This is a genomic window from Corynebacterium sp. ACRPJ (genome assembly GCF_022347345.1).
Classification (GTDB): Bacteria; Actinomycetota; Actinomycetes; order Mycobacteriales; family Mycobacteriaceae; genus Corynebacterium; species Corynebacterium tuberculostearicum_D.
Genome location: NZ_JAKRNC010000006.1, coordinates 111,871 through 135,792 on the forward strand (window position 1 = coordinate 111,871; position 23,922 = coordinate 135,792).

At 58.9% G+C, this 23,922-nt stretch carries 23 protein-coding genes and 2 pseudogenes; 17 read left to right on the top strand and 8 right to left on the bottom strand.

Features of this window, described 5'->3' with window-relative positions; genetic code table 11:
- Positions 1 to 14: 14 nt before the first annotated feature.
- The gene (ligA, locus tag MHY08_RS05865) at positions 15 to 2,084 is read left to right on the top strand and encodes an NAD-dependent DNA ligase LigA (protein ID WP_255710362.1); all 2,070 of its coding nucleotides are present in this window, start codon (positions 15 to 17) and stop codon (positions 2,082 to 2,084) included.
- A 10-nt stretch (positions 2,085 to 2,094) separates the two neighbouring features.
- On the opposite strand, the gene MHY08_RS05870 is transcribed toward ligA, so the two are convergent.
- A complete protein-coding gene (locus MHY08_RS05870) occupies positions 2,095 to 2,754 on the bottom strand; it encodes an amino acid-binding ACT domain protein (RefSeq protein WP_204609358.1) in 660 nt (219 codons plus the stop codon).
- 204 nt (positions 2,755 to 2,958) lie between these two features.
- Between MHY08_RS05870 and gatC the strand changes: the two genes are divergently transcribed.
- From gatC to MHY08_RS05885, 3 genes are all read left to right on the top strand, one after another.
- A complete protein-coding gene (gatC, locus tag MHY08_RS05875) occupies positions 2,959 to 3,255 on the top strand; it encodes an Asp-tRNA(Asn)/Glu-tRNA(Gln) amidotransferase subunit GatC (protein ID WP_239235821.1) in 297 nt (98 codons plus the stop codon).
- Positions 3,256 to 4,743, top strand: coding sequence for an Asp-tRNA(Asn)/Glu-tRNA(Gln) amidotransferase subunit GatA (gene gatA / locus MHY08_RS05880; RefSeq protein ID WP_239235823.1), 1,488 nt, complete (start codon positions 3,256 to 3,258; stop codon positions 4,741 to 4,743).
- 86 nt (positions 4,744 to 4,829) lie between these two features.
- Entirely contained in the window at positions 4,830 to 5,324 is a 495-nt protein-coding gene (locus MHY08_RS05885) for an META domain-containing protein (RefSeq protein ID WP_204609352.1), read from the top strand.
- A 73-nt stretch (positions 5,325 to 5,397) separates the two neighbouring features.
- Here MHY08_RS05885 and MHY08_RS05890 read toward each other — a convergent pair whose 3' ends face one another.
- Complete coding sequence (locus MHY08_RS05890; protein WP_005323344.1) at positions 5,398 to 5,721, bottom strand: hypothetical protein; 324 nt, start codon at positions 5,719 to 5,721, stop codon at positions 5,398 to 5,400.
- Between the two features lie 47 nt (positions 5,722 to 5,768).
- On the opposite strand from MHY08_RS05890, the gene MHY08_RS05895 reads away from it, so the two are divergent.
- The 3 genes from MHY08_RS05895 to MHY08_RS05905 all read left to right on the top strand — a co-directional run bounded on the left by MHY08_RS05895 (position 5,769) and on the right by MHY08_RS05905 (position 9,249).
- Positions 5,769 to 7,145: an MFS transporter gene (locus MHY08_RS05895; RefSeq protein ID WP_239235825.1), complete on the top strand. Its 1,377-nt coding sequence runs from the start codon at positions 5,769 to 5,771 to the stop codon at positions 7,143 to 7,145.
- Between the two features lie 24 nt (positions 7,146 to 7,169).
- Complete coding sequence (locus MHY08_RS05900; RefSeq protein ID WP_005327686.1) at positions 7,170 to 8,201, top strand: ATP-dependent 6-phosphofructokinase; 1,032 nt, start codon at positions 7,170 to 7,172, stop codon at positions 8,199 to 8,201.
- A gap of 79 nt (positions 8,202 to 8,280) precedes the next feature.
- The gene (locus MHY08_RS05905) at positions 8,281 to 9,249 is read left to right on the top strand and encodes a bile acid:sodium symporter family protein (RefSeq protein ID WP_370658789.1); all 969 of its coding nucleotides are present in this window, start codon (positions 8,281 to 8,283) and stop codon (positions 9,247 to 9,249) included.
- Between the two features lie 10 nt (positions 9,250 to 9,259).
- Here MHY08_RS05905 and MHY08_RS05910 read toward each other — a convergent pair whose 3' ends face one another.
- A complete protein-coding gene (locus tag MHY08_RS05910) occupies positions 9,260 to 10,045 on the bottom strand; it encodes a DUF4261 domain-containing protein (protein ID WP_204609348.1) in 786 nt (261 codons plus the stop codon).
- Positions 10,046 to 10,102: 57 nt separating this feature from the next.
- Here MHY08_RS05910 and gatB point away from each other — a divergent pair, with 57 nt between their 5' ends.
- The 4 genes from gatB to MHY08_RS05930 all read left to right on the top strand — a co-directional run bounded on the left by gatB (position 10,103) and on the right by MHY08_RS05930 (position 15,513).
- A complete protein-coding gene (gene gatB, locus MHY08_RS05915) occupies positions 10,103 to 11,608 on the top strand; it encodes an Asp-tRNA(Asn)/Glu-tRNA(Gln) amidotransferase subunit GatB (RefSeq protein ID WP_239235830.1) in 1,506 nt (501 codons plus the stop codon).
- 135 nt (positions 11,609 to 11,743) lie between these two features.
- Positions 11,744 to 12,796, top strand: coding sequence for an NAD(P)-dependent alcohol dehydrogenase (locus MHY08_RS05920; protein ID WP_239235832.1), 1,053 nt, complete (start codon positions 11,744 to 11,746; stop codon positions 12,794 to 12,796).
- A gap of 202 nt (positions 12,797 to 12,998) precedes the next feature.
- On the top strand, positions 12,999 to 14,426 hold the full coding sequence (locus MHY08_RS05925; RefSeq protein WP_239235834.1) for a hypothetical protein: 1,428 nt from the start codon (positions 12,999 to 13,001) through the stop codon (positions 14,424 to 14,426).
- Positions 14,427 to 14,442: 16 nt separating this feature from the next.
- Positions 14,443 to 15,513, top strand: a complete 1,071-nt coding sequence (locus MHY08_RS05930) for an aldo/keto reductase (protein WP_239235836.1) — start codon at positions 14,443 to 14,445, stop codon at positions 15,511 to 15,513.
- A gap of 22 nt (positions 15,514 to 15,535) precedes the next feature.
- On the opposite strand, the gene MHY08_RS05935 is transcribed toward MHY08_RS05930, so the two are convergent.
- The gene (locus MHY08_RS05935) at positions 15,536 to 16,228 is read right to left on the bottom strand and encodes a LysE/ArgO family amino acid transporter (protein ID WP_239235838.1); all 693 of its coding nucleotides are present in this window, start codon (positions 16,226 to 16,228) and stop codon (positions 15,536 to 15,538) included.
- A gap of 70 nt (positions 16,229 to 16,298) precedes the next feature.
- On the opposite strand from MHY08_RS05935, the gene MHY08_RS05940 reads away from it, so the two are divergent.
- The 4 genes from MHY08_RS05940 to MHY08_RS05955 all read left to right on the top strand — a co-directional run bounded on the left by MHY08_RS05940 (position 16,299) and on the right by MHY08_RS05955 (position 19,088).
- Positions 16,299 to 17,171 carry a LysR family transcriptional regulator ArgP gene (locus MHY08_RS05940; protein ID WP_239235840.1) on the top strand — a complete coding sequence of 291 codons (873 nt, stop codon included), beginning with the start codon at positions 16,299 to 16,301 and terminating at the stop codon, positions 17,169 to 17,171.
- A 69-nt stretch (positions 17,172 to 17,240) separates the two neighbouring features.
- Positions 17,241 to 18,191, top strand: coding sequence for a DoxX family protein (locus MHY08_RS05945; protein ID WP_239235843.1), 951 nt, complete (start codon positions 17,241 to 17,243; stop codon positions 18,189 to 18,191).
- Positions 18,192 to 18,274: 83 nt separating this feature from the next.
- Complete coding sequence (locus MHY08_RS05950; protein WP_239235845.1) at positions 18,275 to 18,781, top strand: hypothetical protein; 507 nt, start codon at positions 18,275 to 18,277, stop codon at positions 18,779 to 18,781.
- The gene (locus tag MHY08_RS05955; RefSeq protein WP_239235847.1) at positions 18,774 to 19,088 is read left to right on the top strand and encodes a transcriptional regulator; all 315 of its coding nucleotides are present in this window, start codon (positions 18,774 to 18,776) and stop codon (positions 19,086 to 19,088) included. The genes MHY08_RS05950 and MHY08_RS05955 overlap by 8 nt, the downstream gene beginning before the upstream one ends.
- On the opposite strand, the gene MHY08_RS05960 is transcribed toward MHY08_RS05955, so the two are convergent.
- Positions 19,063 to 19,899, bottom strand: coding sequence for a glycosyltransferase family 87 protein (locus MHY08_RS05960; protein WP_301438133.1), 837 nt, complete (start codon positions 19,897 to 19,899; stop codon positions 19,063 to 19,065). The genes MHY08_RS05955 and MHY08_RS05960 overlap by 26 nt on opposite strands.
- A gap of 1 nt (position 19,900) precedes the next feature.
- Here MHY08_RS05960 and MHY08_RS11760 point away from each other — a divergent pair.
- A pseudogene (locus MHY08_RS11760) lies at positions 19,901 to 20,418 on the top strand (transposase); the annotation flags it as partial.
- Between the two features lie 5 nt (positions 20,419 to 20,423).
- Positions 20,424 to 21,014: pseudogene (locus MHY08_RS11765) on the top strand (IS3 family transposase); the annotation flags it as partial.
- Between the two features lie 30 nt (positions 21,015 to 21,044).
- On the opposite strand, the gene MHY08_RS05970 reads toward MHY08_RS11765, so the two are convergent.
- The 3 genes from MHY08_RS05970 to MHY08_RS05980 form a co-directional block, all read right to left on the bottom strand.
- Positions 21,045 to 21,527, bottom strand: a complete 483-nt coding sequence (locus tag MHY08_RS05970; protein ID WP_370658788.1) for a glycosyltransferase family 87 protein — start codon at positions 21,525 to 21,527, stop codon at positions 21,045 to 21,047.
- Between the two features lie 80 nt (positions 21,528 to 21,607).
- Entirely contained in the window at positions 21,608 to 23,461 is a 1,854-nt protein-coding gene (gene ilvD / locus MHY08_RS05975) for a dihydroxy-acid dehydratase (protein ID WP_239235849.1), read from the bottom strand.
- Between the two features lie 55 nt (positions 23,462 to 23,516).
- On the bottom strand, positions 23,517 to 23,922 hold a 406-nt coding region (locus MHY08_RS05980), incomplete at its 5' end, for a PH domain-containing protein (RefSeq protein WP_239235850.1).

Here is a 23,922-nt window from a genome sequence, read left to right on the forward strand (position 1 = left end):
AGGGATAGCTACACTTGGGCAGCGTGACTAATCCAGTTGATCTGCACCGTGAATGGAATGACCTCGCGCAGGAAGTGCGCCGCCACCGCAACCTGTACTACAACGGTGAGCCGGCTATTCCCGACGCCGACTTTGATGCACTTTTCCAGCGCCTACTTGCGCTAGAAGAAGAGCACCCAGAGCTTGCCGTGCCTGATTCGCCCACCCAGCAGGTGGGTGCTGCCCCGAGCGCCGGCGAGGATATTGAGCACCTTGAGCGCATGATGAGCTTGGACAATGTTTTTAGCGCTGGCGAGATGCAGGATTGGCTGGATAGAACACCGGCTAAGACCTATCTCACCGAGCTGAAGATTGATGGCTTGTCTATCGACTTGGTTTATCGCAATGGGCGCTTGACCACCGCTGCTACTCGTGGCGACGGCACGGTGGGCGAGGAGATCACTGCCAATGCCCGCGTAATCGAGGATATTCCGCATGGGTTGACGGGAACTGCTGAATACCCTGTCCCGGAGCTTATCGAGATCCGTGGCGAGGTATATATGCGACCCGAGGATTTCGAGGAGATCAATGAGGAACGCGCGGCTGATGGCAAGGATAAATTTGCTAATCCGCGCAATGCCGCGGCCGGTGGACTTCGCATGAAGGACCCCGCCGAGGTGAAAAAGCGCCGCCTGAAGATGGTGTGCCACGGCTTGGGTGCGCGCGAGGGATTCTCGCCCACCTCACAGCACGATGCCTATAAGGCGATTGCGGCCTGGGGGCTGCCCGTTTCCCCGTATACCAAGCAGGTGCACTCAGCCAAAGAGGTTCAGGACGAGGTGGCGCATTGGGCAGAACACCGCCACGACGCCATCTTTGAAATGGATGGTCTCGTGGTCAAGGTGGATGATTTGGCGTCGCAGCGAGCGCTGGGTGCGACTTCCCGCGCGCCGCGCTGGGCCATTGCCTACAAGTATCCGCCGGAGGAAGTGACCACGAAGCTCAAAAACATTGAGGTGGGTGTTGGTCGCACCGGGCGAGTAACCCCGTACGCAGTGATGGAGCCAGTCTTCGTTTCTGGATCTACGGTGGAGATGGCTACCCTGCACAACCAATCCGAGGTCAAGCGCAAGGGCGTGCTCATTGGGGATACCGTCATTATCCGCAAGGCGGGCGAAATTATTCCGGAGGTCCTTGGGCCGGTGCGCGAGCAGCGCGATGGTAGCGAGTACGAGTGGACCTTCCCGGAGAACTGTCCCGCATGCGGTACGAAATTGGCCCCGCAGAAGGACGGTGACGCGGATTGGCGTTGTCCCAATACGCAGTCCTGTCCGGCGCAGCTCTCGGCACGATTGGAGTATCTGGCCTCCCGCAAGGCGCTGGATATTGAGGCTTTGGGGGAGAAGGGTGCGATGGACCTGATCGACAACGGCATCCTCGTCGATGAGTCGGAGCTTTTTGAGCTCACGGCGGAAAAGCTCTTGGCCTCAGATGTCTATACCGCAAAGAAGGACACCAAAGACAAGCGCTCCAAGAAGGAGGGCAACGTCAAGGTCAATACGGCCGGCCAGAACTTGCTGAACAACCTGGAGGAGGTCAAGGGTCGCGACTTTTGGCGAGTCTTGGTCTCGCTGTCCATACGTCATGTAGGCCCGATTGCGGCTCGGGCGCTTGCCTCCCGCTATGGATCCATGGACAAGCTGCGCGCTGCGAAGACGGAGGAGCTTGCAGAGGTCGATGGCGTCGGCATGACCATCGCGCAATCCTTCCACGATTGGTTCGAGGTGGATTGGCACCGCACGATTGTGGACAAATGGGCTGCTGCGGGCGTGGCCATGGAGGTAGCGGCCGAGGACCACAAAGAGCAGACCCTCGAGGGCTTGACCATTGTGGTTACCGGCAGCTTGGAGAACTTCACTAGGGATTCCGCGAAAGAGGCTATTGTCTCTCGCGGCGGCAAGGCCACCGGTTCGGTGTCGAAGAAAACCTCGTATCTAGTAGCAGGTGCAAACGCCGGATCGAAGGAGGATAAAGCTCGCGAGCTAGACATCCCGATCCTCAACGAGGCGCAATTCCAGCAACTACTAGAGACCGGCGAAGCCTAGTTCGCAGTGGCTATTTGAGGAAGCTGCCCAAGATAGTGCCGATGTGGCCCAGGTGCTCGACCTCGGAGGCGAGGTAGTCAGGGCCGCCGGTTCGACCCATGGCGATGACTAATCCGGTATCGCCGAGTGGGGCGGCGGCGAGTGCGGAGTCAAGCAGCGACCAGCTTTCGGGCACCCACTCGTCGCGTTCGGGGCTGAGGACGCGGGCGCTTTCCACCTCAATGTCGTGGGGAACGGTGCCGTCATCTTCCGGCGCCGCATTGGAGGAGGCCAAGCGGCGGATGGGCTCGTTATTGTCAATGACGATGCACCAGGTGGATGTGAGTGCCTTCGGGATCGCCGCGACAACCTCTTCCATGGCCGCAGTGACATTGGTGGCGTTAGCTACACGCGCGAGCAGCTCGATCTGGCCGCGGCGGTCTACTCGGCCGCTAAACGGGCGGATGGAATCAATTTCCACGCCGTCCACGGAGGAGGCGGCGGTGATGAGGACATCGGCCATTGTGCCTTGGGGCAGCTCAATGACGATGTCGTCCATAACGGTGCCATCGGGGAAGTTTTCTACGATGTCGACCGATTGGATATTGCCGTCGACGAGTCCAAAGGCGTCGGCAAGCTGGCCCAGGCTGCCAGGGGCATCGGGGAGCAGTACACGGATCAAAAAGGACATGGTCTCGCACGCTTTCGGTAGTTTGTAGTCCCAAACATGATACGTGCGTCACAATGCGGGCTTCAAGCAACGCAAATTTGGGGTGACGCGGCAGCCGTCGCGTTAGGTGCAGTACCATGGGTCGTTAGCAATTCACATAGTACATGCATTGTGTGAATATTTTTCACCCGCATGTCGATTATGCAGATAAAGGATGGAGTTCGCGTGTCTGAGATTTCGCGTGATGAGGTAGCCCACCTCGCCAAGCTTTCCCGCCTGGCCCTCAGTGAGGAAGAGCTAGCCCAGTTTGCAACGCAGATTGATGAAATTGTTGATTCCGTTTCCGCGGTAGGAAACGTGGATGCTGAGGGTGTGGAGCCGATGAGCCACCCGCACTCCGTGGACGCCCCGATGCGCGAGGACGCTATTGTGCGCACCCTTACTGCAGAACAGGCCTTGGACCAGGCGCCGGCCGTAGAAGATGAGCGCTTTGTCGTGCCACAGATTTTGGGAGGAGAATAAATGTCTAACCTGACCGTTCCCGCGGAGGGCTTGACCTCCCTGACTGCCGCCGAGCTGGCGGAAAAGATTCATTCCCGCGAAATTACCTCCCGCGAGGTCACCCAGGCCTTCCTGGATCGCATTGCAGAGACCAATGGGGAGCTTAATTCCTTCCTGCACGTGGGGGCGGAAGAAGCCCTCGCGGCTGCCGACGCCGTGGATAAGGCCCTCGATGCCGGCGAAGAGCCGGCTTCTGGTCTGGCAGGCGTGCCCTTGGCGCTGAAAGATTTGCTCGTTACCATCGACGCGCCGACCACCGCAGCGTCCAAGATGCTGGAGGGCTACGTTTCTCCCTACGACGCCACCGTGACCAAGCGTCTGCGCGAGGCCGGAATTCCCATCCTGGGCAAGACCAACCTGGACGAGTTTGCCATGGGTTCTTCTAATGAGAACTCTGCCTTTGGTCCGGCTCATAACCCTTATGACACCGAGCGCACCCCGGGCGGCTCGGGCGGCGGTACCGCAGCTGCACTCGCTTCCGGCCAAGCGCCACTCGGCATTGGTACCGATACCGGCGGCTCCATCCGCCAGCCAGCCGCGCTGACCAATACCGTGGGTGTTAAGCCAACCTACGGCACCGTCTCCCGCTATGGCCTTATTGCTGCCGCATCTTCCCTGGATCAGGCCGGCCCGTGTGGCCGTACCGTCCTCGACACCGCGCTCCTGCACGAGGTCATTGCTGGCCACGATGCCTTCGATGCGACCTCCGTGGATAAGCCGGTAGCACCGGTTGTCGCCGCCGCACGCGAAGGTGCCAAGGGTGACCTTTCTGGTGTCAGGGTCGGTCTTATTAAGCAGTTTGAGCGCGATGGCTGGCAGGAGGGCGTGATGGAGAATTACCACGCCGCCGTCGATCAGCTGCGCGAGCAGGGTGCCGAAATTGTTGAGGTTGATTGCCCACACTTCGACGACGCCCTGGCAGCGTACTACCTGATTATGCCGTGCGAGGTCTCGTCCAACCTGGCGCGATTCGATGGCATGCGTTACGGCCTGCGTGCCGGCGATGACGGCTCCCACTCCGCGGAGCAGGTCATGTCCCAGTCTCGTGCGGAGGGCTTTGGCCCCGAGGTAAAGCGCCGCATCATGCTGGGCACCTATGCGCTGTCCGTGGGCTACTACGACGCCTACTACCTGCAGGCGCAGCGCGTGCGTACCCTCATTGCGCAGGACTTTGCCCCTGCCTTCGAGCAGGTTGACGTACTCGTTTCCCCGACCACCCCGACTACCGCCTTCAAGCTGGGGGAGAAGGCCGAGGATCCGATGGCTATGTACAACTTTGACCTGTGCACCCTGCCGCTGAACCTGGCTGGCCTGTGCGGCATGTCCGTGCCGTCCGGTATGGCGAGCGATACTAACCTGCCGACTGGCCTGCAGATCATGGCGCCGGCTTTCGAGGATGACCGCCTCTATAAGGTGGGCGCTGCCTATGAGGCTGGCCGCGATAAGTAAATCGCCGCCTGTGGAGTCCCTGACGATTCCATAAACGTTTCTTTACCCCCGTTGAATTTAAATTCGGCGGGGGTAAATTATTGGGTATGCATTTCAAAAAGACCGCACTATTTTCGCTGTCCGCCGCTGCGCTGATGGGCGCTGGAGTTGCTAACGCTGCGCAGGTCCCCGACATCGATCCGGGGTTTAGCATGACTGCGCCGACCCAGTCTGACCTGATTTCTCCGCTGCCGGAGGGCGCCGAGAAGCTGGAGCCTCAGATTGAAGGACAGACCATCACCGGCGAGCTCCACTCCGTTAAGGAAGACGGCAAGCTGAGCGTCACCTTTGCCAAGGACCGCACCTTGGCGGTCAATGATGGCTGCAATACCTACACCACTACCTACGAGGTGGCCAAGGATGGCACCATCAGCGTGGGCGAGTTCAATTCCACCCGCGCGGCCTGCGACGAGCATACGCAGCAGCTTTCCGACGCCCTCCGGGGCCTCCTCGAATCCAACCCCTCCTTCTATAACCTCCCCGGCGGCACCGTCGCCTTGGGTAGCGAGAATGCTGCGGTTGAGTTCATGGTGGCCAAGTAGAAGCTAGCGGCACGCAGGATAAAAGAATGCGCACCATGTCTAGGGACGTGGTGCGCATTTGTGTGGGTGGGGACTATTTGGCGTCGGAAAGCGCATATGCCGCGCCCGCCGAGGCTGCGGTGACGCTGAGTACCGCCGGCCACGCACCGATCTTCTTGGCCAGTGGGTGGGAGGCGCCGAATGCGCCCACGTAGAGTGCGCACAGGCCGGCGGTGGTAGCCGGGGTGGTTTTCTTGGCCCAAGAGCGACCCGCCCATACACCGGCAGCGGCGAGGATTACGCCGCCTAGCGGGCGAATGCCGGTCTCGCGGGCGGTGACCCAGCCACCGATGAGGCCGAGGGTGACAGTAGTCGCGGTAGAAACGTCTTGGGGCTTTTTAATATCGATCATGGACATGCAGCCAGTCTAGGTCGACATTTCTCGGACCGCTAGACTCTAAGGCCATGACTGTGGAGACGCATCTGCCGCCCGAGCGCCAAGCATGGCGCGCCATGTTTGCATTGTCCCTCGGATTCTTTGTATCCCTGCTGGACCAATCCATGGTGGCGGTGGCGCTGCCTGACCTGCAACGCGAGCTCAACACAGGCGTAAACCACACCATGTGGGTATCCGCGGCCTATTTGTTGGCTGTGGTGGTGCCGCTGCTCTTTGCCGGCCGCTTGGGCGATGTTTTAGGCCAGCGCCGGATGTTCTGTTTGGGTGTGGGCATTTTCGGACTCGGTGCGGTGGCGTGTGCCGTGGCGCCCACAGTGGAAGTGCTCATTGCGGCGCGTGCCGTGCAAGGCGTGGGTGCGTCCCTCCAGATGCCACAGACCATGTCCGTTATCAATCGCATCTTTGCGCGCGAGCGCCGTGGGCGCGCACTGGGTGTGTGGGGCGTCATTGGCTCGGTAGCTGCACTTGCCGGTCCACTCGCCGGTGGCTTTCTGGTCGGGCACTTTGGGTGGCAGGCCGCCTTTTGGGTACACGTTCCCTTCGTGGTGCTAGCCATTGTCTTCGCGCTGCTGTGGGTGCCTGAGCTGCCCACGACCGCGCAGTCTATCGATGCGCCCTCGGCCATCGTGTCGCTCATCGCCTTGGCGGCAATCGTCTTTGGTATTCAGCAGGGCCCGGTGCTTGGCTGGGGATGGACCATTTGGCTGATCCTGCTCGCCGGAGTTGTCGCTAGCGTCTGGTTTATTCGATTGCAGGCAACTGCCCAGGCCCGCGGGTCGAGTCCGCTGGTGCCGCTGGCGCTATTTAGTGACCGCAATTACCTGGCGGGCTCGGTAGGAATCATTGCAATGGGGTTCATGGCGGCCGCAGTGATGCTGCCCATCATGTTGTGGCTGCAGACCATGCAGGGAGTGCCTGCGGGCGAAGCCGGCATCATCGTGGCTCCTATGGCGCTGGTGTCTCTCCTGATATCTCCGCTCGCTGGCATCATGGCGGATTATGTTAACCCGCGGATCCTGGGGGTGCTGGGATTTTCCATCCTGATACTTTCGCTCCTTGCGGCATGGTGGGTCATGCAGGTCGACGCCCTTCCGTGGGTCCTCGGTCTGCCCATTGCCGGGCTCGGCGTGGGACAGTCCTTCATTTGGGGTTCCAACGCAGCTACCACCTTGCGCGATATCTCGCCGGAGCTTATGGGCGCTGCCTCCGGTGTGTATAACACCTCCCGCCAGGTGGGTTCCGTGGTGGGAGTTGCCCTGGTATCCGCAGTTATGCAAACGGGTAACCCAGAGGCGGCAATTATTAATTCGCTGCTCGTCATCGTGGCTGCGCTGGTGGTGGGCCTGGTTTCTGCCCTAGGTTTTAGGGACACTCTGCAGGCCTAAAAATCGCGCGCTAGATTGGTAGATATGCGTCTAGGTGTTTTAACGTCCGGCGGCGATTGCCCCGGCCTCAATGCTGTAATCCGTGCGGTAGTGCGTACCGCGTCCAATGAATTTGGAGATACCGTTGTAGGTTATGAAGACGGCTGGGTCGGTCTGATGGAAGACCGCCGCCGCGATCTTTATGACGATGCGGAAATCGACCGTATTTTGTTGCGCGGCGGCACCATCCTGGGTACCGGCCGCCTGCATCCGGATAAGTTCAAGGCCGGCCTTGACCAGATTAAGTCCAACATGGCGGATGCCGGGGTGGATGCCCTTGTCGCCATCGGTGGTGAAGGTACCCTCAAGGGCGCAAAGTGGCTTTCTGATAACGGCGTGCCGGTAGTGGGCGTGCCGAAGACCATTGATAATGACGTTAACGCCACCGACTACACCTTTGGTTTCGATACCGCCGTTTCTGTGGCCACCGATGCTATCGACCGTTTGCACACCACCGCGGAGTCCCATAACCGCATCCTGATCGTGGAGGTTATGGGCCGCCACGTGGGATGGATTGCCCTGCACGCGGGCATGGCCGGCGGCGCGCACTACACCGTGGTACCGGAAGAGCCCTTTGATATCGCGGAGATTACGAAGGCGATGGAACGCCGCTTCCAGATGGGCGAGAAGTACGGCATTATCTGCGTGGCAGAAGGCGCCCTCCCGAAGGAGGGGACTATGGACTTCGAGGCCGGCGGCGTCGATCAGTTTGGGCACCAGACGTTCAACGGCATCGGCCAGGTAATCGGCGATGAAATCAAGGCACGCACCGGGTATGACGTGCGTACGACCGTGCTGGGGCATATCCAGCGCGGCGGCACGCCGACGGCCTATGACCGCGTGCTTGCTACTCGCTACGGCGTGCACGCAGCGCGCGCCATCCACGAAGGCAAGTCTGGCATGTGTGTTGCCCTCCATGGTGAGGATATTGACCTCGTCCCGTTGGAAGATGCCGTGGGTACGCTGAAGACGGTACCGGAATCGCGTTATCGCAACGCCCAGGCGCTCTTTGGCTAGAGGCATACTGCGTTCCGAATATTAAGATAGCGCTCCCACTGGGTGGGAGCGTATTCTTTTGCCCATGAGTATCGATAGCATGACAGATAATCGGGTGGAGGCGCCCGCTGCGCCCTCCTCAGCGCAAGACCGTCAAGCGCTCATTGCAGCGCTAGGCTTTCCCGTGCTCGTGATTATCGGTGGCGTGGTGGGATACCTCGCGCCAGAGACCGCAGCTTCCTTCGCCCCGCAAGTCACCCCACTGCTGGGTATTGTCATGTTCGGCATGGGCCTAACCCTCAAGCCGGTAGATTTTGCCTTGGTGGTTCGCCGTCCGCTGCCCGTTCTCATCGGAGTAGTAGCGCAGTTTGTCATAATGCCGCTGGTGGCGCTGTTGGTGGTCGCTGTGATGGATCTTCCTGATGCTGTAGCGGCCGGCGTTATCTTGGTGGGCTGCGCGCCCGGCGGCACGAGTTCCAACGTGGTGTCTTACCTTGCGCGCGGTGATGTGGCTTTGTCGGTGACCATGACGTCCATTTCCACCCTGCTGGCGCCAGTCCTCACGCCGTTGCTGACACTGTGGCTGGCGGGGGAGTATATGCCGGTCTCTGCCTCCGCGATGGCGTGGTCCATTGTGAAGGTCGTGCTCATTCCGGTTGTTGCCGGCATTCTCATCGGCATGTTTGTTCCACGCGTGGTGGCGAAGATTAACGCGGCGCTGCCATGGATCTCGGTTGCGGCCATTTCAGCCATTGTGTGCATTGTGGTTGGCGGAGCGCACGACACCATCGCTACCGCAGGCGTACTCGTCTTTGCCGCAGTGGTAATCCATAACGCCTGCGGATACGGCTTGGGCTACCTGGCCGGAATGCTGACCAAGCAGCCGATCGCCGCCCGGCGCACCATGGCCGTCGAGGTGGGCATGCAAAACTCCGGCTTGGCCACCTCCCTGGCATCGACCTATATGAACCCATTGGCCGCCCTGCCAGGAGCCGTCTTTTCGGTGTGGCACAACCTTTCTGGTGCGGTGCTGGCAGCCATCTGCCGCTATTCGGATTCCCGAAAGTAGGGGAATTCCGCTAGAAATTAATCGTGACCGCAGGATAGGATTCGTCTACAAACCAGGGTTCTTTCTGCACGGTCAGTGGTGGCTGGCCTTGCTCGAAAGATAGGGTGTCGCCGTCTTTGACGGTGGCGCCTTGGAGCACGTGGTCTGCGATATTGGCCAGCTTGTAATAGAGATCGGTGGGATCCATGGATTCGGTGGCTGCCTGGATTTCAGGGTGTCCGGCCTGGACCAGCCCAACGGTATAGCCCAAGATTTTGTTTTCTTTTTGGGTAAGCCACACCGGAGCGATGTGCATTGGGGCAAGGTTGTCCCGAACGGCCTCGAGGAAAGTATTCGGCGCGATAGAAACGTTGCCGCGCGGGTTATGGACTATCAGGCAGTCGGGGTGCTCGGCTACTACCGCGGTGGCCTTGGAGAGCAGTTCAAGGTGATCGCGGCGGGCTTCGCGGAATTGCTTCGCGCGATCATCTTCGGTCTCGCCGGGAAGCACGGACACGAGGATTTGTGCGGTGGCGGAATCGAGGCCGCGAGCATCCGCGCTCAAAATGGGGTGGAGGCCATAGCTATCGCGGGTGGGAGGGGTATCGATGGCTTGGTAGTGCAATAGGAAGGAATCATCAAGCTCGACCATGATGCTTCCCGGATTCTTGCCCGGCATGATATCTCTCAGGCGATCGCCAAAAGTGGTGGTCAGGCGCTCGCTTACCTCCTCAGGGGTAGGGGCAGTGCGGAAGACTGCGATGTTGATCAATGGGGCATCGATAAGCGCGGCATCAACGCTATGTGGTGTAGTCATAATATTCAGCTTAGGGGCGTGAGCGCGCGGGCGCATGGACGTATTAAGATGGCACGCATGACTGCTGCGATGTATGACCTGATGGACTTCGATGAGGTCCTAGAAAAGTTCGAACCGGTAATGGGCATGGAAGTCCACGTAGAGCTGGATACGGAAACCAAGATGTTTTCTACCTCTCCTACGAACTTCAACGCAGCGCCTAATTCCAACGTTGACCCGGTCTCCCTGGGCCTGCCCGGTGCGCTGCCGGTAGTTAACTCCAAGGGCGTGGAGGGCGCCATCAAGATTGGCCTGGCGCTTAATTGCTCCATTGCGGAGTCCTCTCGCTTTGCCCGCAAGAATTACTTTTACCCGGACCAGCCGAAGAACTACCAGATTTCCCAGTACGACGAGCCGATTGCCTATGACGGCTACCTGGACGTTGTGCTGGAAGACGGCACCGAGTGGCGCGTGGAAATCGAGCGTGCCCACATGGAGGAAGACACCGGCAAGTTGACCCACCTCGGTGGTGCGGACGGCCGTATTCACGGCGCCACGGCGTCCCTGGTGGATTGTAACCGTGCGGGTATTCCTCTCATTGAGATCGTTACCAAGCCGATCATTGGCGCCGGTGAGCGCGCGCCTGAGGTGGCTAAGGCCTACGTTTCCGCCCTGCGCGAGCTCGTTGCAGCCTTGGGCGTTTCCGACGCCCGCATGGATCAAGGCTCCATGCGTGTGGACTCCAACCTGTCCCTGCGCCCGGTGGGCCAGGAAGAGTTTGGTACCCGTACCGAGACCAAGAACATTAACTCCCTGCGTTCCGTGGAGCAGGCGGTTCGCTTCGAGATGCAGCGCCAGGCGCAGGTGCTCGAAGATGGCGGCACCATTGACCAGGAAACCCGCCACTACCAAGAGACCGATGGCACCACCTCCAAGGGCCGTCCGAAGGAGACCGCAGAGGATTACCGTTACTTCAACGATCCGGACCTGCCGCCGGTCATCGCGCCGCGCGAGTGGGTAGAAGAGCTGCGCCAGACCCTTCCGGAGCTGCCATGGGTTCGCCGTGCGCGCATCCAGGAAGAGTGGGGCATCAAGGATGAGGAGATGCGCGACTTGGTCAATGCCGGTGCCCTAGACCTCATCGTGGATACCGTTGAGGCTGGCGCGAAGCCGGACGAGGCGCGCTCCTGGTGGGTTTCCTACCTGGCCGGCAAGGCCAACGAGCAGGAGACCGATCTTGCTGGTTTGTCCATTACCCCGCATCACGTGGCGCGCGTTATCGCGCTCGTCAACGAGGGCAAGCTGACCACCAAGCTCGCACGCAAGGCCGTCGACGGTGTGTTGGCGGGCGAGGGTGACGTCGACGAGGTCGTCGAAAAGCGCGGCTTGGAGGTCGTGCGCGATGATGGCGCCATCGAGAAGGCCGTGGATGACGCGCTGGCCGCCAACCCGGACATCGTGGAAAAGTACCGTGCCGGCAATAAGAAGGTCACCGGTGCCATCGTGGGTGCGGTCATGAAGGCCACCCAGGGCAAGGCCGATCCGGGCCAGGTCAATAAGCTCATCGCAGAGAAGCTGAACTAAGACCCCCACATAGCCAGCCGCGTTTTCCTCCTCAACGAGAGGGGCGTGGCTGGCTTTTTGGTTTTCCTTCCCCGTTAGAGTTGGTGATTATTTTCGTTAGGCGAGGTCAGTGGGGTTACGCGTAGGGTCGTGGGCATGACAATTAAGAGCAAAGTATTGCAAAAGGAAAGCCCTGAAGCACCATTCAAGGTCGTAGAAATTGAGCGCCGCGATCCGCGCGAAGACGACGTGGTCATTGATATCAAGGCTGCAGGCATCTGCCACTCCGATATTCACACGATCCGCAACGAATGGGGCCAGGCCCACTTCCCGCTGACGGTGGGCCACGAGATTGCCGGCGTCGTGGAAGCCGTGGGCGATAAGGTCACGAAATTTAAAGTCGGCGACCGCGTTGGCGTTGGCTGCCTGGTCAACTCCTGTGGTGAGTGCGAACAGTGTCGCAACGGCCGGGAGCAGAACTGCCTGAATGGCAATGTGGGCACCTATAACTCCGAAGACGTAGACGGCACCATTACCCAAGGCGGCTACGCCCAGAAGGTAGTCGTCAACGAAAACTTTGTGTGCACCATCCCGGAGGGCATTGACTTTGATGTCGCAGCCCCGCTGCTATGCGCCGGAATCACCACCTATTCGCCGCTGGCCCGCTGGCAGGTCAAGGAAGGCGATAAGGTTGCCGTAGTAGGCCTAGGCGGCTTGGGCCACATGGGTGTGCAGATCGCTGCGGCAAAGGGCGCGGAAGTAACCGTGATTTCCCGCTCCCTGCGCAAGGAAAAGGAAGCTTATGAGCTGGGTGCGAAGCACATTCTGGCCACCGGTGAGGACGAAGACTTCTTTGCCAACCACCGCGGCGAATTCGACGTCATCTTGTCCACCATTTCTGCCCAGTACTCCCTCAACGACTACCTGCAGCTGCTGAAGCCGCGCGGCATCATGTCCGTTGTCGGACTTCCGCCGGAGGAGCTGGGAGTACACATGAGCAGCCTTGTCGGCGGCGGTAAGGTGCTAACTGGTAATAACATCGGCGGCATTGCAGAGACCCAGGAAATGCTGGATTTCTGCGCCGAGCACGGTATCGGCGCCGTCATTGAAAAGATCGGCGTCAACGATGTTGATGACGCCTATGAGCGCGTGGTGGAAGGCGATGTAAAGTTCCGCTTCGTGATTGATACCGCGACCTTTGACGACTAAAGCGTTAGGTTGATTTCGCGGAACGCCCGAATGTGATTTATCACAACATCGGTATGTGCCAGTAGGTGTTTAACGGGTCACTTACGTACCATTCCTTAAGGAACGCATACCGGTGTTGTGTAGCCCACGTGCTGGGGAGTGGGGGATAAGGGGCCGCGCGCACCAGTATGCGAAAGATATTCGCTACTAAAGTTAGGCAACCGTGTCTTCTAAAAACATTATCGCCATTGCCATGTCCTTCGTGGGCTTGTTGGTGGGCGCCGGCTTTGCCACGGGCCAAGAGGTGGTGCAGTACTTCACTGCCTTTGGTTCCTGGGGTATTCCCGGCATCATTATCGCCGCACTCATCATGACCCTTGCCGGTACCGTGTTCTTGCAGCTGGGCAGCTACTTCCACGCTTCTGAGCACAACACCGTTTTCCGCAATGTCACCCACCCGATCGTCTCCAAGTTGCTGGACGTCGCGGTCATCATCACCCTCTTCGCTATTGGCTTTGTGATGTTGGCCGGCGCGGGTTCCAATATGGAGCAGCAGTTTGGCTGGAAGACTTGGATCGGCTCCACGCTCATGTTGGTATTGGTGCTTATCGTGGGCATGCTCGACGTGGATAAGGTATCCAAGGTTATCGGTGCTGTAACACCGACCATCATCATTGCGGTCATTGGTGTTGCCATCTACACCGGCCTCAATATGCCGGATGACATCGGCGCCGCTATGGACGCCTCCAGCCAGATCGACACCCCGATTGGTAACTGGCTCATTTCCGCACTCAATTACAACGGCCTGGCGCTGATGCTCGCCGTGTCCATGTCCCTGGTTATCGGTGGCGACAATATCAGCCCACGCGAGGCCGGTTGGGGCGGCGTTGTAGGCGGCGTCATCTACTCCATCATGATGGGCCTTGCCGGATTCTCCTTGCTGATGAACTCGGACAAGGCACAAGGCTCCGATATTCCGATGCTGTCTTTGGTAGATAGCGTTAACCCGACGCTCGGCTCCATCATGGCGGTCATCATTTACTTGATGATCTTCAATACCGCTATCGGCATGTTCTACGCACTGGGCAAGCGCCTATCTGCCGGCCATGAGAAGCGCTTCCCGGTTATCTTCGTCATCGGCTGCTTGGCTGGTTTCGCGGTCTCTTTCGCCGGCTTTAAGACCTTGATGAACTACATCTACCCAATCATCGGCTACATGGGCATCCTCATGGTGGCAATCTTGGTATTTGCCTGGTTCCGTAGCCAAGCCCAGATTAAGGACGAGGCAGTGCGTCGCGAGCGCATACGTTCACTTATGCACCTGAAGCTGAACCCCAACAAGGATTATGACGCTGAGCGTTATGATGACGAGATTGGCCAGCACATCGAGGATTCCAATATGGATAACGAGGCCCTCTATGATGAGCTGGTGGATGAGGTCACCGAGGAGCTTGACGGCGACGATGACGTGGACTTTGACAAAAAGGAGTACGCAGAAAAGCGCCACGACCACTCCTACTACACCGAGCGTGATGCGGTAGAAACTGACCGCACCCCGGAAGAAATTGAAAAGTGGGTCGAAGAAACCGGCGCATCCGGCGACCCTGAAGAAGTTGAGGAACTGCCACAGGCTGACAATTCCAAGAATTAAGCGGACAATGGGTGCCATGAGTATCTATGCACCCGCAGCTGAACGTTATGATTCGATGGAGTACCGCCGAGTAGGCAACTCTGGGCTGAAGCTGCCGGCCATTTCCCTTGGCCTTTGGCAGAACTTCGGCGACGACCGTCCCCTGGCCACGCAGCGCGAAATCCTGCGCGCGGCGTATGACCGGGGGATTACTCATTTCGATTTGGCCAATAACTACGGCCCTGAACCAGGCGCCGCGGAGGACAACTTCGGCCGCATCTTCGCCCGCGATTTCCGCCCCTTCCGCGATGAAATGATCATTTCTTCCAAGGCGGGTTGGGTAATGAATGATTCGCCCTACGGTTTCGGCGGCTCTCGCAAGTACCTGGTTAGCTCCTTGGATGCGTCCCTGAAGCGGATGGGTTTGGATTATGTAGATATCTTCTACCACCACCGCCCGGACCCGGACACACCGCTGGAAGAGACCCTGTACGCGCTGCGGGATATCGTGGCCTCCGGCAAAGCTCTCTATGTGGGCATTTCCTCTTATGGTCCGGAGCTTACCGCGGAGGCCATGGAGTTTATGGAAGATGAAGGCTGCCCGCTGCTGATTCATCAGCCCAGCTATTCCCTTCTGAACCGCTGGATTGAGCGCCCGGGCGAGGATGGCGAGTCCCTGCTTGATGTCACGGCGCGCAGTGGGTTGGGTGTCATCGGCTTTGGTCCACTAGCACAGGGCATGCTGACGGATCGCTATATCGATGGCATCCCTGCAGATTCGCGCGCGGCGAAGAATAAGACCTTGGAAAAGGATTGGCTCAATGAGGAAAACCTTTCCATGATCCGTTCGCTCAACGATATTGCAGGCAAGCGTGGTCAGTCTCTGGCGCAGATGGCTATCTCGTGGGTGCTGCGTGATCAGGGTGATCGCACGCTTACCTCGGCGCTGTTGGGTGCTTCTTCTGTGGAGCAACTCGAGCACAACCTGGGCGCGCTGGACAAGCTTGACTTCAGCGCGGACGAGCTGGCTGCGATTGATGACGCCGCCCACGACGCCGGCATCAACCGCTGGGCAGGCGCCACCGCTTCGCGCGTTCGCGGCGACTAGGCCGCTACCGAGCCCCGGCCCTCTAGAGCAGGAGCAACTTGAGTGTTAGGCCGATCATGATGACGCCGATGCCGAAGTTGATCCAGCGCCACACTGTGGGCCGGGACAATACGTGGGAAAAACGGGCTGCACCGAAGCCGATAAACGGAAACCAAGAGAAGCTGGCACAGATTGCACCCACGGCGAAAAGCCAGCGCCCCGATTCGCCATATTGATTAGCAATGCCGCCGAGCATGACCACTACGTCCACATAGGCGCCCGGGTTAAGCCACGTTAAGGCCAGGGCGGTAAGCAGCGGCTTAACCCAGGAGGGGGAGCGCTTAATCTCGACGCGAGTTGCGGTCTTGGTCGTGCTGTGTGCCTGAGAGCCATCGAAGGAGGCGACTTCCTGCGGGACCTTTGGCTGCGTGGATTCAACCTCGATGGCCTCGCCTTTGGTTTTGAGCGCATCGCGGAAGCAGGTAAAGGTGAAATACGCCAGGTAAGCGGCGCCAACATATTTCAGAACCTGCAGGGCGTTGGGGAATCTTTCTACCAAGTAGCCCACGCCGGCCGTGCCGGCGGTAATCAGGATGACGTCGGAAAGCGCGCAGACGGCAATGATGAGGCCAATGTGGTCGCGGCGGATGCCGTACTTGAGCAGCATGGCATTTTGTGGGCCGACGGCCACGATGAGCGATAATCCCAAGAAGAAACCAGCAAGCACGATGGACATGCCTTCTAGTGTGAATTCCCGGCCTGAATTAGTCCAGTTAATGAATCTACAGTTGGTTTAGAATGGCTTCATGAACCCGGTGCACTTAGAAACATTGCTCGCCATCGTGGACGAAGGCAGCTTCGATGTCGCCGCTGCTGTACTCGGCATATCGCCGTCTGCAGTAAGCCAACGAATTAAGGCCCTAGAATCGAGCACCGGTCGCGTGCTCCTTCGCCGTGCTACCCCGGTAACCGCCACGGAAGCGGGGGAGATCCTGGTTCAATCCGCACGCCGCATGGCGTTGGTGCAGGCGGAGACGGATGCCCGCCTAGGCCACCGCTTGGCCCGGGTCCCGCTCTCTGTTGCAGTGAACTCGGATTCCCTAGCGACATGGTTTCGCAGGGTCCTTAGCGATACCGCGCGGCGGGGTGATGTTGCCCTGCGCATCCGGATTGAGGATGAGGCGCGCACCTTAGCCATGCTCCGGCGGGGCGATGTGCTTGGTGCAGTAACGAGGGAGGCCACGCCGGTCTCGGGCTGTGAGTCGAGCTTTTTGGGTACGATGCGCTACTTCCCAGTCGCGGCACCACATATTGCAGAAAGCTTCCATAATGGCCACCTGACCTGGGAAACTATGCCCCTTGTAGGCTACGGCCCCAACGATCAAGTACTAGATGATGCGATGCGCGAGCGCTTCATTGATTCGGCCGTGGTGCGTGCCCGGGTATCGCAGATTCCCTCTTCCGAGGGCTACCTCGAGGCCGTACGCGTTGGCCTGGGGTGGGGGTTGCTGCCCCAAGCCCAAGCGCTGCCCCTATTAGCGGCAAAAGAGCTGGTGCTTCTCGACGACTCCCCGCTCGATATCGACCTTTACTGGCAGCGGTGGCGCTTGGAATCGGAGGTCTTGAGCGAACTAACGCGTTCGGTTATCGAAGCTGCGAGCGACTTGGTGGCCACATAGCACGCAAGCTCGTGCGGCGCGCCGTGGTGGGTACCACAAAAGTGCAGGCACGTGCCCTAGGTTGGAGCTATGAGCGATAAGCAGCAACCGGATAAAGCCACCCCGTTTGATGAGGATATGGACGTGCCTACCTATAACGCGAAGCCCGCTAGCAAGGATTCTGTCTCCGGCCAGGGAAAGTCGAAGCCGGGACTTTTCGAGCGCGCCGGCCGCGCTGAGCCGCAGGAGATCAAGCCTTCCCAGGCGCAGCAGGACCATCCTGAAACCGAGGTGCTGTCCTACTCCAGTGCAAATGAAGCCGCACGTCAACAAAGTGGCACCGGCGAAGAGACCGTAGCCTTCGCACAGCCGGAGTCCACCACGCCGGCTAGCGTGGAACAAGAGCAGGCACTTGCTACTGCCGACGCCCCCGTGGAGAGCACCCTCAGCACCGAAACCGCAGAGGAGCGCGAGGCACGCCTACAGGCGGAACAAGAAGAAAAGGAAGGCTATCAGCGCTATGGTCGCCGCGGCACTATCGACTTCGGCCTGCTTTTCATCCGATTGGCGCTGAGCGCTTACCTGATCGTCGCGGGCGCAAAGACCTTCTTCACGCTTGGCGATAGCGAGGGCTTGTCCGGCCTTGAGGGCGATTTTGCCAACTATGCCTGGGATACCGCACTGTCTATCGCGGTGCCGACCATGCAGCTTATCGCTGGTGTGTTCTTGCTGCTCGGCCTCATTACGCCGCTGGCGGCCATGATCGGCCTGGTAGTGACCGGCTTTACCGCCGTCCACGAGCTAGCGCAGACCGATGCCGGCCTGGACGTCTTTAGCTGGCCGGAATCCGTATGGCTTTCCTTGGTCCTCTTTGTCATCGCAGTGGGCCTGCAGTTTACTGGCCCAGGCTTTATCTCCCTAGACTTCAAGCGCTCGTGGGCACGCCGTCCACTGGGGACTTCGTGGATTTTTGTGCTCATTGGCGTAGGTATTCTCGTAGCGCTGTGGTTCTTCGGCGCAGGGGTTAATCCGCTGAACTAGACGCCAAAAGATTGTCCGTCGCAATAACGGCGGATTTTCTTCCCTCCTTGCTTTCCAGGGTGGAAAGTATGATACTTTCTAAAGTGGAAAACAACGAAAGGTCGAAGGTGAAAGGAACGGCGATCATGGACGAAAGCGTGCACGAGGCACTGTCCTTCAACGAGGAAGTAGAGAAAGGGCAAAACAGCAGGCGACGGACCGTGATTAATGCTTTGCTTGCAGTAGCGTTTGCAGGAAGCTATTTCGTTATGAGCCAGTGGGAAGATGATATTCCTCTGTGGGCGTTCCTCGGCTTCATGATGTTTGGCCTCGGAGCGGCAATGTGGGTGGGTAGCCATCAGGGTGATGTGCGTCCGAGCTATAGGCAAGATCCTTTCAGTCAGCCGCAGCCGGATAAAAAGTACTACGCTACTTTTCCCATCCTATTTGCTCCGGTGTTTTTCCAGCGCTACCTCGAAGGACACATGGTAATTGCGGCCGTGGTATTCACGCTGTGGGGCTTCGCTGTATTTTGGGTTCTCAATTCCGGTGCGATGGATCTGTCCACGCGAGATCAAGAGAGTAATAAGCGGGCAAGCGACGATGAGTGAACTCGACCCAGTAATTCACCCGCTTAATCGGTTCAAGATTTGTGCGGTGCTCAACGCGGCCGGGGCAGTGGAAGGCGCCATCAACAAAGAGATGCGCTTTGCCGCGATTCGGGACAAAGTGAATCAATCCGATGCCACGCTGTCTAAGCAGCTAAGCGCACTGGAAAAAGAGGGGTATATCAGCCGCTTTCGCGAGTATGGATCCTCGCGTGGCAAGGACACGGTATGGGTGATGCTCACGGCTAAGGGAAAGGCCGCATTCGATTCGCACCTTGCAGCTCTTAAGACGCTAGCTGGACAGGAGTAGCGGTACTCGTGTTCCGGTTATTGCGCCGGGAGGCATAGAAAGCGGCTGCGAAAAGTGCGACGGCCAGTATGGTCAGCCACACGAAGTCATCCACCCAGAACTTCTGGTAGCGCTCCATGGCGTGAACATCGACTTGATCGCCCCACCACCACTTAGGTGGAACTGTCAGTAGCATGGCTGCCCAGGCGATAAGGACGGTCAGGAGGCTGCCCGCGGCCCATCCAGATGGCAGCCAGGTCCACGCGCGGTAGATAAAGACCGGGATGATGAGCGTGAGCCAGACCCAGTGGTGCGACCAGGAAACAGGGGAGATAAGGAGGAGGGTGAGGGCGGTGACCAATTGGGCGTCGACAAGCAGATGCTCCTCGCACAGTCGCTTGATAAGCCACGCAGCAAAGGCAATAACCACTAGGGAGGCTGCGAGCCACGCAAGGTTGATGGTCAGTCCATTGGCGTCCATGGCTTCCGTAGAGGAATACATGCGCTGAATGGCTCCCTTGATGGAACTATTGGACTGGTACTCGGTTGCGACGCCGAAGTCGCCGCCAGAGCCCATATCGAGCAATTTAGAGCTGAAGAACTCCACAAATGCGTCCCAGCGGAAGGCTGCGGCAAGGAGCGTGGCAGCGACTGTGGAGAGGAAAGCCGTGGCAATCTGCTTCCATTCCTTGCGCACGAGGAAGTAGAGCAGCATCGCCAGCGGGGTAATTTTGATAGCGGCGGCCAGGCCAATCAAGATACCTTGGGGCAAGAAGCGTTTGTGAAGCGTCCTGGGTTTAGTTCCTACATCAAGTAAGGAAGGATGAGGCACTATGCCCAGAAAGTATTCCGTCGAGTTTAAGGAGAAGGCGGTCCATCAGATCATCGAAATGGTCCGCTTGGAGTCCTGCTCATTGCAGCGCGCCTACGAACAGGTCGGAGAGCTCCTCGGCGTATCACGCCACACATTGCGGGCGTGGTACCGCGACAGCGCCTCCACACGAGATGGCCGCACAACGCCGGATAGCGAAACAATGGAAGAAGAACTCAAGCGTTTGCGCCGAGAGAACCGTGAACTGAAGCGAGCAAACGGGATTCTTAAGACAGCTTCGGCTTTTTTCGCAGCGGAACTCGACCGACCCACGACCAAATGATCTCCTACATCGACACGTATAAAGATCAGTTTGGGGTCGAGGCCATCTGCCGAGTCCTAAAACAAGCAGATCGTGGATTCATCACTTCACGCGGCTACTGCAAGGCGACCACTCGTGTTCCCAGTGCAAGGGCCTTAAGCGATAGCCTTCTCATCCCAGAGATTCAGCGTGTGCATGCGGAGAATTTCTCGGTCTACGACATCCGGTAACAACGCTAAGCCCAGAGACACCTGATTGTCGCCCAGACTTGGTGCAGCGAAACTTTCGTGCGCACGCACCAGGCAGGTTTTGGGTTGCCGACATTACCTACGTTCGCACCCTGTCAGGATTCGCCTATACCGCGTTTGTCGTGGATGTATTCAGCCGAAAAATTGTTGGTGTCGCTACACGCTCGACAATGCGCACCTACGCGCTGCCGATGGAGGCTTTAGAGCACGCTTTAACCACTGCAGGGCGAATCCATGGAAACCAGCTAATTCACCACAGCGATCGGGGCAGCCAGTATGTGTCACTGAAGTATTCCACTGCGCTAGCTGAGTCAGGAATCCGCCCGAGTGTGGGAACAGTCGGCGATTCTTACGACAATGCACTAGCCGAAACAGTCAACGGTCTCTACAAAGCTGAACTCATCTACCCCCAAGGCCCGTGGACGTCGGTCGGAGAAGTCGAACTGGCCACCTTGCGGTGGATGCATTGGTGGAACACCAAGCGCCTTCACGAAGCATTGGACTACGCCACCCCGCGGGAAGTAGAAATCGACTACTATCTCACGCAGCCCGTCAGTACGGGGTAGTAAAAGAAGCGGAACTAAACCCAGGACGCTTCAATTGCGCGGAACGAGGTCGAGGATAACCAGCGCCATCACCACGATATTGATCTGCGCAAAGCCATTGTTGAGATCAACCGGCTCAAAGCGCAAGGCAATGGCGGTAATGGGCAAGAGGAACTCCGGTTTCTTCAGCACCGCCTTGAAGACGAAGTAGAGGCAGACGAGCAGGAGCAGATCGGAGAGGACAACCATGATGTCGCCCGCCATATCGTGGTCAATGCCGTCAAAGACCGTGAGCGGAACCATGATGAGCGCGCCAAAGGGCGGATAAATGAAGGGAAGCTCAATATCCCCGGCCAGCATGGGCTCGCTATAAACGGAGCGGTGCTCAAGGAAGGCTCTGACGCCCTCGCGGTAGACCACCATGTCAATGGGAAAGTCCGTGATGCGGGTGTCTTGAATAATCTTCCAGGCGCCAAAAATGAGGCCCAGCAGAGCTAAGGCATAACGAAAAAGTGGGGTGCGCGCGAGTTTCATCGCAGTACACTTTATGCGATCTGCAGGTAAACGGGCGTGCACCCCACCGAGGCTCACAGGGATTTAGCAGTTAATACTGTCTAATTCACATGGCCATCGACAACGCGCACCGCGCCGCGATCGGCAGAGGTGGCCATGGCTGCATACGCGCGCAGTGCCTTGGTGATGGGGCGGTTGCGGTTCACCGGAGTCCACGGTTGCTCGCGCTGTTCCTGGGCGGCGCGGCGGCGCTCCAGCACGTCCTCGTCCACATCCAGGGTGAGTTCGCGCTCGTGGATGTCGATGGTGATGGTGTCGCCATTTTCGATGAGCCCGATAAGGCCCTGGTGGGCCGCCTCGGGGGAGATGTGGCCGATGGAAAGGCCGGAGGTGCCGCCGGAGAAGCGGCCGTCGGTAATCAAGGCGCATGCCTTGCCCAACCCGGCGCCCTTGAGGAAGGAGGTTGGGTGGAGCATTTCCTGCATGCCTGGGCCGCCGGACGGGCCTTCGTAGCGAATGACCACCACGTCACCCGGCTGAACTTCCTTGTTCAGGATTATCGATACGGCCTCCTCCTGGGATTCGACCACACGGGCAGGTCCAGAGAAAGTCCACAGCTCTTCTTCCACGCCCGCTGCCTTCACGATGGCCCCGTCTGGAGCCAGGTTTCCGCGCAGGACAACTAGGCCACCGTCGGAAGAAAAGGCGTGATCGGCGTCGTGAATGCAGCCATGAGCGGCGTCAGTGTCGAGCTCGTCCCAGCGATTGGATTGGGAAAATGGTTCGGTGGTGCGCACGCCGCCCGGCGCGGCGTAGTACAGTTCGCGGGCCTCATCGGTGGCGTGCGGGTTGCGGATATCCCAGTCATCGAGCCACTGCTCGGCGTTGCCATAGAGGGCCGTATGCACCTTCAAGTTCAGGTGCCCGGCGCGGCGAAGCTCTCCCAAGATGGCGGGGATTCCGCCGGCGCGGTGGACATCCTCAATGTGGTAGGTGCCATTGGGCGCGACCTTGGACAGGCAGGGCACGCGGTAGGAGATGTCATTAATGTCATCGAGGGTGAAATCCACCTCGCCCTCCTGTGCGGCTGCGAGCGTGTGCAGGATGGTGTTGGTGGATCCGCCCATGGCCATGTCAAGTGCCATGGCATTGGTGAAGGCTTCCTTGGTGGCGATATTGCGGGGGAGAACGGATTCGTCCTCCTCGCCGTAATAGCGGCGGCACATATCGACGATGGTGGAGCCGGCCTTTTCAAATAGGCTGCGGCGAGCCGTGTGGGTGGCCAGGGTGGTGCCGTTGCCGGGCAGCGCCAGGCCGAGCGCCTCGGTCAGGCAGTTCATGGAATTGGCGGTAAACATGCCGGAACAGGAACCGCAGGTAGGGCAGGCGGATTCCTCCACCTGGGTCAAGCCCTCATCAGATACTGCGTCGTTTGCAGAGGCAGTAATGGCGGTGATGAGGTCGGTGGGGGCGTGGGCTACGCCATCAACCACGACGGCTTTGCCGGCCTCCATCGGTCCACCCGAGACGAATATGGTGGGAATGTTCAGGCGCAGCGCCGCATTGAGCATGCCCGGGGTGATTTTATCGCAGTTGGAGATGCATACCAGGGCGTCGGCAGTGTGGGCATTGGCCATGTACTCGATGGAATCGGAGATGATTTCGCGAGAAGGCAGCGAGTAGAGCATGCCGCTGTGTCCCATGGCGATGCCGTCATCGACGGCGATGGTATTGAATTCCTTGGGTACGCCGCCGGCCGCTCGTACGGCGTCGGCGACGATATCGCCGACGTTTTTAAGGTGTACGTGGCCGGGGACGAATTGGGTATAGGAGTTGGCGATGGCGACGATCGGTTTGCCAAAGTCATTTTCCTTGGTGCCGGTGGCCCGCCAGAGGGCGCGGGCGCCAGAGGCTTGGCGGCCGACGGTAGTTACTTTTGAACGCAGCGGGAACATGGTTTTTCAGTCACCATTCCTTCAAGGGATGTGGGGGAGAGCGTAGACGGCGTATTTAGTTTTCGGCCGAAGGCTTGAGCTCGGGGTGGCGCTCGAGGTAGTCCTCATACTCTTCTTTGCTGAGGAGGACTTGTTGGCCGTCACGGTGGACAATGACCACCTTGTCATCTGCCGCTTCACGGCCCTGGGTAAGGGCGTCGGGGATGCGGCCGCGAGAAGCCTCCGAAAGTCGCGGGAGCGAGTTAAAGGTCACGCCGGGCAGGTTGTGCTCCGCGCCGGCCTTGGTGCGGGCGAAGGCGCGGGCGCGTTGGAAGCCGATTCCGGCAAAATCGTCCCATGTGATCTGGATATTTTTCCGGAATGCGTAGGAGATAGCGATTCCAGATTCGGAGACTTTGGTGCGGGATTTTATGACCCACCACAATCCGAGGATGGGGATAATGAACAGCCAGGCGAGGTAT

What these genes read in the sequence shown, in the direction of transcription:
- MHY08_RS05920 (WP_239235832.1), top strand. Translation starts at nt 11,744, where the DNA reads ATGACAATTAAGAGCAAAGTATTGCAAAAGGAAAGCCCTGAAGCACCA.
- MHY08_RS05910 (WP_204609348.1), bottom strand. Translation starts at nt 10,045, where the DNA reads ATGACTACACCACATAGCGTTGATGCCGCGCTTATCGATGCCCCATTG.
- MHY08_RS05900 (WP_005327686.1), top strand. Translation starts at nt 7,170, where the DNA reads ATGCGTCTAGGTGTTTTAACGTCCGGCGGCGATTGCCCCGGCCTCAAT.
- MHY08_RS05885 (WP_204609352.1), top strand. Translation starts at nt 4,830, where the DNA reads ATGCATTTCAAAAAGACCGCACTATTTTCGCTGTCCGCCGCTGCGCTG.
- MHY08_RS05945 (WP_239235843.1), top strand. Translation starts at nt 17,241, where the DNA reads ATGAGCGATAAGCAGCAACCGGATAAAGCCACCCCGTTTGATGAGGAT.
- MHY08_RS05895 (WP_239235825.1), top strand. Translation starts at nt 5,769, where the DNA reads ATGACTGTGGAGACGCATCTGCCGCCCGAGCGCCAAGCATGGCGCGCC.
- gatA (WP_239235823.1), top strand. Translation starts at nt 3,256, where the DNA reads ATGTCTAACCTGACCGTTCCCGCGGAGGGCTTGACCTCCCTGACTGCC.
- gatB (WP_239235830.1), top strand. Translation starts at nt 10,103, where the DNA reads ATGACTGCTGCGATGTATGACCTGATGGACTTCGATGAGGTCCTAGAA.
- MHY08_RS05940 (WP_239235840.1), top strand. Translation starts at nt 16,299, where the DNA reads ATGAACCCGGTGCACTTAGAAACATTGCTCGCCATCGTGGACGAAGGC.
- MHY08_RS05905 (WP_370658789.1), top strand. Translation starts at nt 8,281, where the DNA reads ATGACAGATAATCGGGTGGAGGCGCCCGCTGCGCCCTCCTCAGCGCAA.
- MHY08_RS05935 (WP_239235838.1), bottom strand. Translation starts at nt 16,228, where the DNA reads ATGTCCATCGTGCTTGCTGGTTTCTTCTTGGGATTATCGCTCATCGTG.
- ilvD (WP_239235849.1), bottom strand. Translation starts at nt 23,461, where the DNA reads ATGTTCCCGCTGCGTTCAAAAGTAACTACCGTCGGCCGCCAAGCCTCT.
- MHY08_RS05970 (WP_370658788.1), bottom strand. Translation starts at nt 21,527, where the DNA reads ATGAAACTCGCGCGCACCCCACTTTTTCGTTATGCCTTAGCTCTGCTG.
- MHY08_RS05890 (WP_005323344.1), bottom strand. Translation starts at nt 5,721, where the DNA reads ATGTCCATGATCGATATTAAAAAGCCCCAAGACGTTTCTACCGCGACT.
- MHY08_RS05955 (WP_239235847.1), top strand. Translation starts at nt 18,774, where the DNA reads ATGAGTGAACTCGACCCAGTAATTCACCCGCTTAATCGGTTCAAGATT.
- MHY08_RS05870 (WP_204609358.1), bottom strand. Translation starts at nt 2,754, where the DNA reads ATGTCCTTTTTGATCCGTGTACTGCTCCCCGATGCCCCTGGCAGCCTG.
- MHY08_RS05930 (WP_239235836.1), top strand. Translation starts at nt 14,443, where the DNA reads ATGAGTATCTATGCACCCGCAGCTGAACGTTATGATTCGATGGAGTAC.